The organism is Bacillus sp. 1021 (genome assembly GCF_014534735.1).
Classification (GTDB): Bacteria; Bacillota; Bacilli; order Bacillales; family Bacillaceae; genus Bacillus; species Bacillus siamensis.
In genome coordinates this window covers 33,376-48,486 of record NZ_JACVSR010000003.1, presented here as the reverse complement: position 1 = coordinate 48,486, position 15,111 = coordinate 33,376, and the positions used below count along the sequence as shown (strand labels likewise).

At 49.4% G+C, this 15,111-nt stretch carries 13 protein-coding genes; 12 read left to right on the top strand and 1 reads right to left on the bottom strand.

Going from position 1 to position 15,111, the window contains the following annotated elements; translation table 11 throughout:
- Positions 1-13 precede the first annotated feature (13 nt).
- From ICW23_RS11810 to prpB, 4 genes are read left to right on the top strand one after another with little or no spacing between them, the layout of a single operon-like run.
- Positions 14-1,147 (top strand): acyl-CoA dehydrogenase, encoded by a 1,134-nt coding sequence (locus tag ICW23_RS11810; protein WP_016939022.1) that lies wholly within the window; start codon positions 14-16, stop codon positions 1,145-1,147.
- Positions 1,148-1,171: 24 nt separating this feature from the next.
- Positions 1,172-2,269 carry a citrate synthase gene (gene mmgD, locus ICW23_RS11805; protein ID WP_049626993.1) on the top strand — a complete coding sequence of 366 codons (1,098 nt, stop codon included), beginning with the start codon at positions 1,172-1,174 and terminating at the stop codon, positions 2,267-2,269.
- Between the two features lie 25 nt (positions 2,270-2,294).
- A complete protein-coding gene (locus ICW23_RS11800; protein WP_188154547.1) occupies positions 2,295-3,722 on the top strand; it encodes a bifunctional 2-methylcitrate dehydratase/aconitate hydratase in 1,428 nt (475 codons plus the stop codon).
- An 18-nt stretch (positions 3,723-3,740) separates the two neighbouring features.
- On the top strand, positions 3,741-4,646 hold the full coding sequence (gene prpB, locus ICW23_RS11795) for a methylisocitrate lyase (protein WP_064779013.1): 906 nt from the start codon (positions 3,741-3,743) through the stop codon (positions 4,644-4,646).
- 27 nt (positions 4,647-4,673) lie between these two features.
- Here prpB and ICW23_RS11790 read toward each other — a convergent pair whose 3' ends face one another.
- The gene (locus tag ICW23_RS11790; RefSeq protein ID WP_016939026.1) at positions 4,674-4,916 is read right to left on the bottom strand and encodes a DUF2627 domain-containing protein; all 243 of its coding nucleotides are present in this window, start codon (positions 4,914-4,916) and stop codon (positions 4,674-4,676) included.
- 153 nt (positions 4,917-5,069) lie between these two features.
- Here ICW23_RS11790 and ICW23_RS11785 point away from each other — a divergent pair, with 153 nt between their 5' ends.
- From ICW23_RS11785 to ICW23_RS11750, 8 genes are all read left to right on the top strand, one after another.
- Positions 5,070-7,139 carry a sigma-54 interaction domain-containing protein gene (locus tag ICW23_RS11785; protein WP_064779015.1) on the top strand — a complete coding sequence of 690 codons (2,070 nt, stop codon included), beginning with the start codon at positions 5,070-5,072 and terminating at the stop codon, positions 7,137-7,139.
- Positions 7,140-7,261: 122 nt separating this feature from the next.
- Positions 7,262-8,155 carry a phosphate butyryltransferase gene (gene yqiS, locus ICW23_RS11780; RefSeq protein WP_016939028.1) on the top strand — a complete coding sequence of 298 codons (894 nt, stop codon included), beginning with the start codon at positions 7,262-7,264 and terminating at the stop codon, positions 8,153-8,155.
- Positions 8,156-8,168: 13 nt separating this feature from the next.
- Positions 8,169-9,263 (top strand): branched-chain amino acid dehydrogenase, encoded by a 1,095-nt coding sequence (bcd, locus tag ICW23_RS11775; RefSeq protein WP_188154546.1) that lies wholly within the window; start codon positions 8,169-8,171, stop codon positions 9,261-9,263.
- 17 nt (positions 9,264-9,280) lie between these two features.
- On the top strand, positions 9,281-10,396 hold the full coding sequence (gene buk / locus ICW23_RS11770; RefSeq protein WP_095241629.1) for a butyrate kinase: 1,116 nt from the start codon (positions 9,281-9,283) through the stop codon (positions 10,394-10,396).
- On the top strand, positions 10,386-11,807 hold the full coding sequence (gene lpdA, locus ICW23_RS11765) for a dihydrolipoyl dehydrogenase (protein WP_095241630.1): 1,422 nt from the start codon (positions 10,386-10,388) through the stop codon (positions 11,805-11,807). Before buk ends, lpdA begins: the two co-directional genes overlap by 11 nt.
- A gap of 22 nt (positions 11,808-11,829) precedes the next feature.
- Positions 11,830-12,822, top strand: coding sequence for a thiamine pyrophosphate-dependent dehydrogenase E1 component subunit alpha (locus tag ICW23_RS11760; protein WP_049626987.1), 993 nt, complete (start codon positions 11,830-11,832; stop codon positions 12,820-12,822).
- 12 nt (positions 12,823-12,834) lie between these two features.
- A complete protein-coding gene (gene bfmBAB, locus ICW23_RS11755) occupies positions 12,835-13,818 on the top strand; it encodes a 3-methyl-2-oxobutanoate dehydrogenase subunit beta (RefSeq protein ID WP_016939032.1) in 984 nt (327 codons plus the stop codon).
- A 21-nt stretch (positions 13,819-13,839) separates the two neighbouring features.
- Positions 13,840-15,111 (top strand): dihydrolipoamide acetyltransferase family protein, encoded by a 1,272-nt coding sequence (locus ICW23_RS11750; protein WP_064779017.1) that lies wholly within the window; start codon positions 13,840-13,842, stop codon positions 15,109-15,111.

Below are 15,111 nucleotides of genomic sequence, written 5' to 3'. Positions count from 1 at the left end.
GAGGCCTGCAGCCGTGCATTTTACAGAAGAGCACATCATGATGAGAAAAATGGTGCGCGATTTTGCACGCAAGGAAATCGCACCGATGGTTGAAATCATGGAAACAACCGATGAATTTCCGGACCGGCTGATTAAAAAAATGGGAGAAGCGGGGTTAATGGGCATCCCCGTGCCGGAAGCATACGGCGGAGCGGGGGCTGATACAACATCTTACATTTTAGCGATTCATGAAATATCAAAAGTCAGCGCGGCTGTCGGCGTCATTTTATCCGTCCACACATCGGTAGGGACAAACCCGATTCTGCATTTCGGGACAGAAGCCCAAAAACAAAGGTATATTCCAAAGCTGGCAGCGGGCGAATACGTCGGGGCTTTTGCGCTTACTGAGCCTCAATCCGGATCTGATGCGGGAAGCCTGAAAACAACGGCTGTGCGAAAAGGCGGTTCATATATTCTGAACGGTTCAAAAATCTTTATTACAAACGGCGGAGCGGCAGATCTGTATCTGACATTTGCCTTAACGGACCCGGGAAAAGGGAGAAAGGGGATTTCCGCTTTTATCGTTGAAAAAAACACACCCGGCTTTTCTGTCGGAAAGAAAGAAAAAAAGCTCGGATTGTTAGGTTCCAATACCGTCGAATTGCAATTTGACCAAGCGGAAATTCCAATTGAAAACCGGCTCGGCGAAGAGGGCGAGGGTTTTTCAATCGCCATGAAAAACTTAGATGTCGGACGGATCGGCATAGCGGCTCAGGCGCTCGGAATTATCGAAGCGGCGCTCGGCTGCTCGGCGGAATACGCCAAAACCCGCAGCCAGTTCGGCAGGCCCATTGCCTCGAATCAGGCCGTTTCTTTTAAACTTTCTGACATGGCGACGAATGCGGAAGCTGCCAAACTATTGGTCTATCATGCCGCTGATCTGTATCAGCGCGGGCTTCCGTGCGGAAAAGAAGCATCGATGGCAAAGCAATTCGCGTCTGATGCGGCGATGAAAGCGGCAGTGGAGGCTGTGCAGATTCACGGCGGCTACGGCTATATGAAAGAGTATCCCGCGGAGCGTTTATTTCGGGATGCGAAGGTCACGCAAATTTATGAGGGCACTAATGAGATTCAAAGGCTGATTATTTCTAAGTATCTTCTTCAATAAAAAGCGCGGAAAAGGAGCGAAACCATGGAATCTTATTCTCCCGGTTTAGATGGCGTCATTGCGGTGGAAACGGGGATTTCTTTTCTGGATACACAGCAGGGCAGGATTTTAATCAAAGGCCATGATCTGATCGAGCTTTCTAAAACGGCCGGCTATATGGACATTGTCCACCTCTTATTGGAAGACAGACTTCCTGATGCGAAAGAGAAGGCGGCGCTTGAAGATGACATCCGGCGCGGCGGAGACCTTCCCGAGGAAATCTTGCATATATGCCGTCTGCTGCCTGAACATACTCATCCGATGGACGGTCTGAGGACAGGCTTGTCCGCACTTGGCGGCTTTGACAAGAATATTGATGACCGCACTTCTTCTGTAAATCGGCACCGTGTCCGCGGGCTGATCGGCAAAATGCCCAATCTGACAGTTAACAGCTATCGTGTCATAAACGGTCAGGAACCTTTAGCGCCTGTCGGAACCTTATCGTACAGCGCAAACTTTTTATATATGATTACCGGAAAAACGCCGTCCTCCTTGGAAGAAGAAATATTCGACAGGTCGCTTCTTTTATACAGTGAGCATGAATTGCCGAACTCAACATTTACAGCCCGTGTCATCGCTTCGACGCAATCGGATATTTACGGCGCTCTCACCGGAGCCGTCGCCTCGCTTAAGGGAAACCTTCACGGCGGAGCGAACGAAGCGGTGATGTACATGCTTGAAGAAGCGAAGGATACAGACGGGTTTATTCAATTGTTAACTCAGAAACTCGCAAACAAAGAAAAAATCATGGGCTTCGGACATCGTGTCTACATGAAAAAAATGGATCCGAGGGCGCTCATGATGAAAGAAGCATTGAAAAAGCTGTCTGATCTCTCGGGGGATTTCCGTCTCTATCACATGTGTGAAGCCGGCGAAACCGTCATGCGGGAGAAAAAAGGCCTTTATCCGAATTTAGATTACTACGCAGCGCCGGTCTATTACATGCTCGGCATTCCGATACCGCTGTACACGCCTATATTCTTCAGTGCGCGAACCGTCGGCCTGTGCGCGCACATCATTGAACAGCACAGCAGAAACCGGCTTTTCCGCCCGCGTGTCCGCTATACCGGAGCGCGCCTGTAAACAGATAAGAAAGGAAGATGAAAACATGACAGAAACCCGCCGAATGGACGCCGTGATCGAAGAGATTTCTGATTACGTGCTCCATCAGGAGATTGACAGTTCAGAAGCTTTCACTACGGCAGGACATGTGCTTCTTGATACGATAGGCTGCGGAATTTTGGCGCTCAGCTATCCCGAATGTACAAAGCTGCTCGGCCCGATTGTCCCGGGAACCGTTGTGCCGAACGGCAGCCGGGTCCCGGGCACGCCTTTTGTATTAGACCCCGTCACGGCCGCCTTTAATATCGGATGCATCAACAGGTGGCTCGATTATAATGATACGTGGCTTGCGGCTGAATGGGGTCATCCGTCTGACAATCTCGGAGGCATATTAGCTTGTGCGGACTATATTTCCAGAGTGAGAATGTCTGAAGGGAAAGAACCGCTTACCGTGCGCGATGTGCTTCGTGCAATGATCAAAGCGCACGAAATTCAAGGAATCCTCGCTTTAGAAAACAGTTTAAACAGAGTCGGGCTTGACCATGTGCTGTTTGTGAAAGTGGCGACTGCGGCTGTTTGCGCCCACATGCTGGGAGGCTCAAAAGCGGAAATCAATAACGCCGTATCTCACGCCTGGATTGATAATTCAAGCCTCAGAACGTACCGGCATGCGCCGAACACCGGGTCGCGCAAATCATGGGCGGCCGGTGACGCGACGAGCAGGGGAGTGTATTTGGCCCTGATGGCGCAAAAAGGTGAAATGGGGTACCCGACGGCGCTGACCGCACCGGTGTGGGGATTTCAAGACGTATTATTTAACCGGCAGGAAATAAAGCTTGCCCGCCCGCTTGGGTCCTATGTGATGGAGAATGTATTGTTTAAAGTATCCTATCCGGCAGAATTCCACGCCCAGACAGCGGCGGAATGCGCGGTCCGGCTCCATCCGCAGGTGAAAGGCCGCATCGGGGAAATCGACAGGATCACGATTATGACGCATGAATCAGCAATCCGGATTATCGATAAAAAAGGGCCGCTTCACAATCCGGCAGACCGGGATCATTGCCTGCAGTACATTACGGCAATCGGGCTTCTTTTCGGAGATATAAAGGCAGATCATTATGAAGAGGAAACGGCGTCTGACCCGCGAATTGATACATTGCGGGGTAAAATGGAGGTGACGGAACACAAAGCGTACTCAAAGGATTACTTAGACCCGCATAAGCGATCCATCTCAAATGCCGTACAGGTGCATTTTACAGACGGCACAGCTACGGAACGGATCGAATGTGAATACCCGCTCGGGCACCGGTTCCGCAGAAACGAAGCCGTACCGAATATTCTTGCCAAGTTTTCAGCAAACATCAGCACTCATTTTTCATTGAAGCAGCAGCGTAAAATAGAAGAAGCCTGCAGACATAGCGGACGGATGCAGCAGCTCAGCGTTATTGAATTTATGGACTTATTTCTCATATAAAATAGGAGGGTGACAAACATGACGTGGATCGTCAGCAGGCAGTCGTCTCAAGAGGAGCTTGCAGAGCGGTTCCGTACGCTGATGACAGCGCCGGATGTATTGCAGATCCCCGGTGCTCATGATGCGATGGCTGCTCTTATCGCCAAGAAAACGGGGTTTTCGGCTCTTTATTTATCAGGCGCGGCTTACACGGCGAGCAGAGGGCTGCCCGATTTAGGCATCATCACGTCGGCGGAAATGGCTGAACGGGTTAAAGATTTGGTCCGCTCCTCTGATCTGCCCGTCCTTGTGGATATTGATACGGGTTTCGGAGGTATCCTGAACGCTGCCCGGACGGCGAAAGAAATGTATGAAGCGCGCGCAGCCGCAGTGCAGATGGAGGATCAGCGCCTGCCGAAAAAATGCGGGCATCTGAATGGGAAGCAGCTCGTGCCGATTGAAGAAATGGCGCAGAAAATCAAAGCGGTCAAGCAGGCCGCGCCGACTCTTCTCGTTGTTGCAAGGACAGACGCCAGACAGCAGGAAGGGCTGGAGGGCGCCGTAAAAAGAGCGGCCGCTTATATAAAAGCGGGTGCTGACGCTATTTTTCCGGAAGCGCTCCAATCAGAAAGCGAATTCAGAGCGTTTTCCAAACAAACCAGTGTGCCGGTTCTCGCAAATATGACCGAGTTCGGAAAAACGCCGTATTACAGTGCGGAAGAATTTTCCGATATGGGCTGTCACATGGTCATTTACCCGGTCACATCACTCAGAACGGCGGCCAAGGCCTTTGAGCGTATTTTCCGCCTTATAAAAGAAGAAGGCTCGCAAAAAGCGGGGCTTTCCGATATGCAGACGAGAAAAGAATTATATGAAACGATCGCTTACGATGACTATGAAGAACTGGATCAATCCATTGCTAAAACGATACTGCCGGACGACTGAAAAAGCCCTTTTTTGCAAGGGCTTTTTTTACAGCTTTTTTTTCCTGAACCGCGGGCTGACTTGGTTGCGTTTCCGATCTCTGTACAGAATAAACCCGGCCAGAATATAAAGGCCGAATAAAAAAAACGCCAGTCCGGCAGCTCCCTGAAGAAAAAGGGACGGAAACGGGGCAAACACATGCCCGAATAATGCATCTCTCATCAGCTTAATGCCGAGCGCCGCGACAGCGCCGGGGAGGACGAGAATCAAAAGCGCAACAAGCCGGCTCATATTCAGAAAACCCCTTTACGATGTGATTTCCTTTATTGTCCAATCGAAAAAATATTTTGTCAAGAGATGAAAACATGGTAACATAGGGGTTGTGCAAATTATTGCAACGGAAAATACAGGTGTGCAAATTTTTTCATATAAAGGGGTATCGGGATGCAGAAGGTGCTGATTATAGGTGCTGGTAAAGGAGGCACGGCGCTCTTACAGATTTTGATGAAAACAAAGCTGATCCAAATTATTGCGGTGGTTGATCAAGATCCGGAGGCGCAAGGGCTGCAAGAAGCCCGGAAATATGGAATTGCAACCTCATCAGATTGGAAATCTTACATAACCGAAGATATAGATATCATCATCCATACAACGGGCGACAAGGCGGTCATGGATGAGCTTCTCCAACAAAAAAAAGAACAAACCATCGTCATGCCGGGAAAATTGGCGTACATGATGTTTCAGCTGATGGAGGAAAAACAGGAGCTTATTCAAATGCTGAAGTCCCAGACGTATAAGCATGACCGGATTTTTAATTCAACGCACGACGGCATGATTTTTATAGACGTCAATGAAACGATCATTTTATTTAATCAGATGGCTGAAAAAATGGTCGGTCAAAAACGGGAAGATGTCATCGGCCGCCAAATTAAAGACGTAGTGCCGAATACAAAACTGCCGCGGATTCTGGAAACGAGAGAGCCGGAGTATAACCAGAAGCAGCTCCTCGGAAAGCACCTTCAGATTGTCACGACAAGACTGCCGATCATTGATGAAGGCGGGAAGCTTCTCGGGGCGTTATGTGTGTTTAAAGACATCACGGACGCGGTTGAGCTGGCAGAAGAGGTCACGAACTTAAAACAAATCCGCACTATGCTCGAAGCGATTATTCAATCGTCAGACGAAGCCATTTCCGTCGTTGATGAAAACGGCATCGGAATGTTAATCAACAAAGCGTATACAAAAATGACCGGGCTGGCAGAAAGCGAAGTCATCGGAAAACCCGCCTCCACCGATATTTCGGAAGGGGAAAGCATGCATCTGAAAGTATTGGGGACAAGGCGGCCCGTACGGGGGGTAAGGATGAAAGTCGGCCCCAATAAAAAGGATGTCATCGTGAATGTTGCCCCTGTTATTGTCGACGGTATTTTAAAAGGAAGCGTCGGCGTCATTCACGATGTGTCAGAAATTAAAACGCTGACGGCTGAATTGAACCGGGCGCGCCAGATCATCCGCACGCTTGAAGCGAAATACACGTTTGATGACATTATCGGCACGAGTGAACAAATGCTGGTCGCCCTTGAACAGGCCAAGCTCGGGGCGAAAACGCCGGCGACGATTCTGCTGCGGGGAGAATCCGGCACCGGAAAAGAACTTTTCGCCCACGCCATCCATAACGAAAGCGACCGAAAATACAATAAATTCATCAGGGTCAATTGTGCAGCCCTGTCTGAATCCCTGCTTGAATCCGAGCTTTTCGGCTATGAGGAAGGCGCGTTTACGGGCGCGAGGCGCGGGGGCAAAAAAGGGCTTTTTGAAGAAGCGAATAACGGCAGCATTTTCTTAGATGAAATCGGGGAGCTGACCCAAAGCACCCAGGCAAAGCTGCTCAGGGTTCTGCAGGAAAAAGAAATTATCAGAGTCGGCGGCACTAAAGCAATTCCTGTCAATGTCAGAATTATCGCAGCGACAAATGTCAACATCGAAAAAGCCATGGCGGAAGGGACGTTCCGGGAAGACCTGTATTACCGGATTAACCGCTATCCGATCTCCATCCCGCCGCTTCGGCAGCGTAAAGAAGATATTGAAGCGCTGAGCATTCGGCTCATTGAAAAAATCAATCAGGATTACGGACGCAACGTAAAGGGGCTCTCGCCCAACGCGCTGCGTGCTTTATCAGCCTACAGCTGGCCTGGAAACGTACGAGAGCTCGAAAATGTGCTCGGCCGGGCGATGATATTTTTAGAGCCGAACATGGAGCGGATCGAACAGCAGCATCTGCCTGTTTTTGAAACAGAGCTGAATGAAAAAAACGGCGCTCAAAGTGATTTTCCGGATGTGGAAGGAGAAAAACTCTCTCAAGCCGTTGAAAAATTTGAAGCGCATGTCATTCAAAAAACACTTGAAAAGCACAAATTCAACCGAACCAAAACGGCAAAAGCGCTTGGCGTCAGCATTCGGAATCTGTACTACAAAATGGACAAGTACGGCCTTGCAAATGACGGCATGCAATAAATTGCAGAAACAGCGCAACCAGCTGCATGTTTTCTTGAAAAAAGGCCGGAATAACCCTCCCGCATATTTGGCACGGAACTTGCATTGATAAAAGCGGATTCGCACAAGGAAGGTGGTACAAAATGAAGCTGAGAGACCTAGTTGAAAAAGCCGCGGCAAAAAACGCAAAAACCATTGCAGTGGCCCACGCAGCAGATAAAGAAGTGATCCAAGCCCTCAAAATGGCGGCAGAACACTTATCGGCACGATTTTTACTGACGGGTGACAGTGAAAAGCTGAAAGAACTCCTGGAAAACGAGCCGAAGTTTAATGCTGAAATCGTCCACGCCGATTCACCCGAAGAATCTGCGGCAAAAGCAGTGCGGGCAGTGCGCGAACAAGAGGCGGATATTTTAATGAAAGGGAATCTGCCGAGCTCAACTCTTCTGAAATCGGTGTTAAACCGACAGGAAGGGCTGCGTTCAAAAAAGGTGTTATCACATGTAGCCGTTTTTGAGGTGCCGGACTATGACCGGCTGATGTATGTAACGGATTCGGCGCTGAACATTGCCCCGTCTCTTGAAGAGCTTCGGCATATTCTGCAAAATGCGGTTCATGTCGCACATTCAGTAGGGAACCCTATGCCGAAAGCAGCAGTCCTTGCCGCAATTGAAACGGTCAACCCGAAAATGGAGGCGACGCTGAACGCCGCTGCAATCGTCCAAATGTGCAATAGAGGACAAATTACGGGCTGCATTGCGGACGGACCGCTTGCTTTGGATAATGCCGTATCCCAAGCGGCCGCACTCCAAAAAGGAATTTCCGGAAGCGTTGCGGGCCAGGCGGATATTCTCTTGGTTCCTTCAATTGAGGCTGGAAATATGCTTTATAAGTCAATGATTTATTTTGCGAAAGCAAATGTTGCTGCCGTCATCGCCGGTGCGAAGGCGCCGATTGCATTAACGAGCAGAGCGGATACCGCAGAAAATAAACTGTATTCAATTGCGCTTGCGATTTGCGCATCACAAGAACAGTAGGAGGAACGAACCTATGGAAATTTTTAAATATATGGAGACTTATGATTACGAACAGTTGGTATTCTGCCAAGATGAACAATCTGGATTAAAAGCGATCATCGCGATTCATGATACGACGCTCGGTCCTGCACTCGGCGGAACAAGAATGTGGACATATGACAGTGAAGAAGCTGCGATTGAAGATGCATTAAGACTCGCAAAAGGCATGACTTATAAAAATGCGGCTGCCGGACTAAACCTGGGCGGCGGGAAAACCGTTATTATCGGGGACCCGCGCAAGGATAAGAATGAAGAAATGTTCCGCGCATTCGGCCGGTACATCCAAGGCTTAAACGGAAGATATATTACGGCGGAAGACGTCGGCACCACCGTTGAAGATATGGATATTATTCATGATGAAACAGACTATGTAACAGGGATTTCTCCTGCATTCGGTTCCTCAGGAAATCCGTCTCCGGTTACGGCGTACGGCGTATACAAAGGGATGAAAGCTGCTGCTAAAGCGGCGTTCGGCACTGATTCACTGGAAGGAAAAACAATTGCTGTGCAAGGCGTGGGAAATGTGGCTTATAATCTTTGCCGCCACCTTCACGAAGAAGGCGCTTCTTTAATCGTGACGGATATCAATAAAGAATCTGTTAAACGTGCCGTTGCGGACTTTGGCGCCCGTGCAGTCGATCCGGACGACATTTACTCACAGGCGTGCGATATTTATGCTCCGTGTGCTCTCGGCGCTGTCATTAACGATGACACGATTAAACAGCTGAAGGCGAAAGTCATTGCGGGAGCGGCCAATAACCAGCTGAAAGAAACACGTCACGGCGATACCATTCATGAGATGGGAATCGTATACGCGCCGGACTATGTCATCAATGCCGGCGGCGTCATCAATGTAGCAGATGAGCTTTACGGCTACAATGCAGAGCGGGCTTTGAAAAAGGTTGAAGGCATCTATGCAAACATTGAACGGGTGCTCGATATTTCTGCGCGTGACGGCATTCCGACATACTTAGCGGCTGACCGTCTTGCTGAGGAACGAATTGAGCGCATGCGCCGTTCAAGAAGCCAGTTTCTGCAAAACGGCCAAAGCATATTAAGCAGACGGTAGGAAATTGATCTGGAGGTATGAAAATGTTCGAACAGGAAAAACGCATTCTCATTCTGAATCCAGGCTCAACATCAACGAAAATCGGCGTCTTTCACAATGAACGCTGTATATTTGAAAAGACGCTGCGGCACCCCGAAGAAGAGCTGAAAACATTTAACAGCATTATCGCCCAATACGAATTTCGAAAAATAAGCATACTTGAGTCTCTGCACGAACAGGGCATCAACATTTCAAAGTTTGATGCCGTTTGTGCCAGAGGCGGCCTGCTCAGACCGATTGAGGGCGGAACATATGAAGTGAATGACGCCATGATCACTGATTTGAAAAACGGCTACAACGGCCAGCATGCTTCCAATCTGGGCGGAATTATTGCCAGGGAAATTGCTGACGGGCTAAATATCCCGGCATACATCGTCGATCCGGTCGTGGTGGATGAGATGACTCCGCTCGCTAAAGTATCAGGGATGCCTGAAATCAAGCGGAAAAGCATTTTTCATGCTTTAAACCAAAAAGCCGTTGCCCGTCAGGCGGCGGCGTCCCTCGGCAAGCGGTATGAACAGATGAAGATGGTCGTCACCCACATGGGCGGAGGGATCACAGTCGGCGTTCATGACTGCGGAAGGGTGACGGATGTCAACAACGGGCTTCACGGTGAAGGACCTTTAAGTCCGGAACGTGCGGGAACCGTTCCGGCTGGAGATCTGGTGGAAATGTGTTTTTCCGGCAAATATTCAAAAGCCGATATGATGAAAAAACTTGTCGGCACCGGCGGACTGTCCGGCTACCTGGGAACAACGGACGCGTTGAAAGTGGAAAAACGAATTCAGGACGGAGATGAGCATGCAAGGCTCATTTATGATGCCATGGCTTATCAAGTAGCAAAAGAAATCGGGGCGGCAAGCGCCGTTTTAAAAGGAAAAGTAGACATTATCGTCCTGACGGGCGGATTAGCGTACGGGAAACGTTTCGTATCCGCCATCAGATCGTACATAGATTGGATTTCGGATGTACTGGTGTATCCGGGAGAAAATGAACTGCAATCTCTCGCGCAAGGCGCGCTTCGGGTTTTAGCCGGTGAGGAGCAGGCAAAACAATATCAGATCGGCGAAGGAGTGAAAACAGATGGCGACTGAGTATGATGTGGTCATTCTGGGCGGCGGAACAGGCGGTTATGTCGCCGCCATCAGAGCGGCCCAGCTCGGCTTAAAAACGGCCGTTGTAGAAAAAGAAAAACTCGGCGGAACATGCCTGCATAAAGGATGTATTCCGAGTAAAGCACTGTTAAGAAGCGCGGAAGTGTATCGAACCGCAAAGGAAGCGGCATCGTTCGGCATTGAAACGGAAGGTGTCTCCCTCCGTTTTGACAGTGTGCAAAAACGAAAGCAGGGAATCGTTGACCGGCTGGCCGGCGGTGTCGCCCACCTGATGAAAAAGGGGAAGATTGATGTATTCAACGGGTACGGACGTATGCTCGGCCCTTCCATCTTCTCACCTCTTCCAGGTACGGTTTCCGTTGAATACGCAAATGGCGAAGAAAACGACATGCTGATACCGAAACAATTGATTATCGCAACCGGTTCGAGACCGAAAATGCTGCCGGGTTTAGAAGCTGACGGTACATATATTCTGACGTCAGATGAAGCGCTTGAGCTTGAACGTCTGCCCCAATCCATGATGATCGTCGGCGGCGGTGTCATCGGTATTGAATGGGCATCCATGCTGAACGATTTCGGCGTCGATATCACTGTGATCGAATATGCGGACCGCATTTTGCCGACTGAGGACCGTGATATTTCAAGCGAAATGGAAAAACTGTTAATGAAAAAAGGAATTAAGATCGTGACGGGAGCGAAAGTGCTTCCGGATACATTGAAAAAAGCGGACGGTGTTTCAATTGACGCTGAAAAGAATGGAAAAAGCGAAACGTATCATGCAGAAAAAATGCTTGTTTCCATCGGCCGCCAGCCCAACATTGAAGGAATCGGCCTTGAAAACACGGACATTGTAACGGAAAACGGTTCTGTCGTCGTAAATGAAGCCGGACAGACGAAGGAATCGCACATTTATGCGATCGGTGATGTTGTCGGCGGACTGCAGCTTGCACATGTCGCATCCCGTGAAGGCATCATTGCCGTTGAACATATGGCGGGTCTTAATCCGGCGCCTCTTGATGCCGTTCTTGTGCCAAAATGCATTTATTCAAATCCGGAAGCGGCGAGTGTCGGTTTGACAGAAGAAGCAGCCGAACGCAAAGGACACGAACTTAAGGTCGGAAAGTTTCCGTTCATGGCGATCGGAAAAGCTCTTGTTTACGGGGAAAGCGACGGCTTTGTCAAAATCGTCGCCGACCGGAACACAGATGATATTCTCGGTGTTCATATGATCGGTCCGCACGTCACCGATATGATCTCTGAAGCGGGGCTTGCCAAGGTGCTCGATGCGACGCCGTGGGAAATCGGCCAGTCCATACACCCGCACCCGTCGCTTTCAGAGGCGATTGGAGAAGCTGCACTAGCCGCAGACGGAAACGCGATTCATTTTTAAAAGGAAAGAAGGAGGGGTTTGAATGACTACAAACCGCCATCAAGCATTAGGGCTTTCTGACGCGGAAGCCGTTGAAATGTATAGAACCATGCTGTTAGCCAGAAAAATCGACGAAAGAATGTGGCTGTTAAACCGCTCGGGCAAAATTCCGTTCGTTATTTCATGTCAAGGGCAGGAAGCGGCCCAAGTAGGCGCGGCCTATGCTTTAAACCGCGATACCGACTATGTGCTTCCTTACTACAGAGATATGGGAGTTGTTCTTGCATTCGGTATGACTGCAAAGGATTTGATGATGTCCGGTTTTGCGAAAGCGGCTGACCCGAACTCAGGCGGAAGGCAGATGCCGGGACACTTTGGTCAAAAGAAAAACAGAATCGTAACGGGCTCCTCTCCTGTTACGACGCAGGTCCCTCACGCAGTGGGGATCGCGCTTGCGGGACGCATGGATAAAAAGGATATCGTTTCTTTCGTGACCTTTGGAGAAGGATCTTCCAATCAGGGAGATTTTCACGAAGGGGCGAACTTTGCCGCCGTGCATAAATTGCCGGTCATTTTCATGTGTGAAAACAATAAGTATGCCATTTCTGTCCCGTATGACAAACAGGTGGCCTGCGAGAATATCTCCGACCGGGCGGTAGGCTACGGCATGCCGGGCATCACTGTTGACGGAAACGATCTGCTTGAAGTTTATCGGGTCGTGAAAGAAGCGCGCGAACGTGCGTCTAAAGGCGAAGGCCCTACATTAATCGAAACGGTTTCCTACCGTTTGACGCCGCATTCGAGTGACGATGACGACAGCAGCTACAGAGAACGCAAAGAAGTAGAAGAAGCAAAGAAACAAGATCCGCTTCTTATATACAAAACATACCTTCAAGAAGCCGGGCTTCTTAGTGAAGAAGAAGAAAAGACCATGCTGGATGACATCATGGCGATCGTAAACGAAGCGACAGACGAAGCGGAGAAAGCGCCATATGCATCTCCTGAATCAACGCTTGATCACGTTTATGCGAAGTAGGGAGGAATACTTATGTCTGTAATGTCTTATATTGACAGTATTAATGCAGCAATGAAAGAAGAAATGGAAAGAGATCCGCGCGTTTTTGTTCTCGGGGAAGACGTCGGGAGAAAAGGCGGCGTGTTTAAAGCCACGGCAGGTCTCTATGAGCAGTTCGGAGAAGAGCGGGTGATGGATACGCCGCTTGCGGAATCAGCGATTGCGGGTGTCGGCATCGGCGCCGCCATGTACGGCATGCGTCCGATCGCGGAGATGCAGTTTGCCGATTTCATTCTTCCTGCGGTCAACCAAATCATTTCAGAAGCGGCAAAAATCCGCTACCGTTCAAACAATGATTGGAGCTGTCCGATGGTCATTAGAGCGCCTTATGGCGGCGGCGTGCACGGGGCGTTGTATCATTCCCAATCTATGGAGGCCATCTTTGCCAACCAGCCGGGCCTTAAAATTGTCATGCCTTCAACTCCTTATGATGCAAAAGGGCTGTTAAAAGCTGCTGTCCGTGACGAAGACCCCGTACTGTTTTTCGAGCATAAGCGGGCGTACCGCCTGATTAAAGGCGAAGTCCCTGCTGACGATTACGTCCTTCCGATCGGTAAGGCGGATGTAAAACGCGAAGGCAGCGACATTACTGTCATTACGTACGGTTTATGCGTCCATTTCGCTCTGCAGGCTGCCGAGCGTCTTGAAAAAGACGGAATTTCCGCGCACATATTAGATTTGCGTACGGTCTATCCGTTAGATAAAGAAGCCATCATTGAAGCCGCATCTAAAACGGGTAAAGTATTGCTGATCACAGAAGATACGAAAGAAGGCGGCATTATGAGCGAAGTCGCCGCCATTATTTCTGAGAACTGCTTATTTGATTTAGACGCACCGATCAAGCGGCTTGCGGGTCCTGACGTTCCGGCGATGCCTTATGCGCCGGCAATGGAAAAATACTTCATGATGAATCCTGACAAAGCAGAAGCCGCGATGAGAGAATTAGCGGAGTTTTAAAGACGTAAGGAGGTTTTTGACATGGCGATTGAACAAATGGCTATGCCTCAGCTCGGAGAGAGCGTGACGGAAGGGACGATCAGCAAATGGCTGGTATCCCCGGGTGATCAAGTGAATAAATATGACCCCATCGCGGAGGTCATGACAGATAAAGTGAATGCGGAGGTGCCGTCTTCTTTTACCGGTACGATTACAGAACTAGTAGGGGAAGAAGGGCAGACTCTTGCAGTAGGCGAGATCATCTGCAAAATTGAAACAGAAGAAACGGCAGCCGAAGAGGCGCCGAAGCGGGAAGAAGTGCAGAATCCCCCTGCAGACACCGCAGACACCGATTCAAACCGTGCAGGTAAAGATCAGTCAAATAAAGCGCGATATTCGCCGGCCGTGCTCAGATTAGCGGGAGAACACGGCATTCAGCTTGAAGAAGTGGAAGGAACGGGTGCAGGCGGAAGAATTACGCGAAAAGACATTCAAAAGATCATTGATTCGGGAATGCAGCAGAAGACGGAAGCACCGGCACCGGCTGCCGTCCAAACAACACAACAAGCACCGAAACAGGAGCAAAAACAAGCGCCGGCACCAGCTCTGTCAGCCGGTGATATTGAAATTCCGGTTACAGGCGTCAGAAAAGCCATCGCAGCCAATATGCATAAAAGCAAAACAGAAATTCCGCACGCCTGGACGATGATGGAAGTTGACGTCACAAACATGACGGCGTACAGAAACAGCATGAAAGACTCGTTTAAACAAAAAGAAGGCTTCAATTTAACATTCTTCGCTTTCTTTGTAAAAGCGGCGGCGCAGGCTCTTAAAGAGTTCCCGCAAATGAACAGCATGTGGGCGGGGGACAAAATCGTCCAAAAGAAAGACATCAACATCTCCATTGCCGTTGCCACAGAAGATTCGCTGTTTGTTCCGGTTATTAAGCATGCTGATGAAAAAACGATTAAAGGCATAGCCAGAGAAATAACGGATCTTGCGAAAAAAGTGAGAGACGGAAGACTTGCCGCCGATGATATGCAGGGCGGCACCTTTACCGTCAATAACACGGGATCTTTCGGCTCTGTTCAGTCTATGGGCATTATCAATCATCCGCAGGCAGCCATTCTTCAGGTAGAATCAATCGTCAAACGTCCGGTTGTCATGAATAACGGGATGATTGCCGTGCGTGATATGGTTAATCTTTGCCTGTCTTTAGATCACAGAGTGCTTGACGGGCTCGTATGCGGCCGTTTCCTCGGACGCGTCAAAGAGATCTTAGAAAACATTGACGAAAATACTTCAGTCTATTAA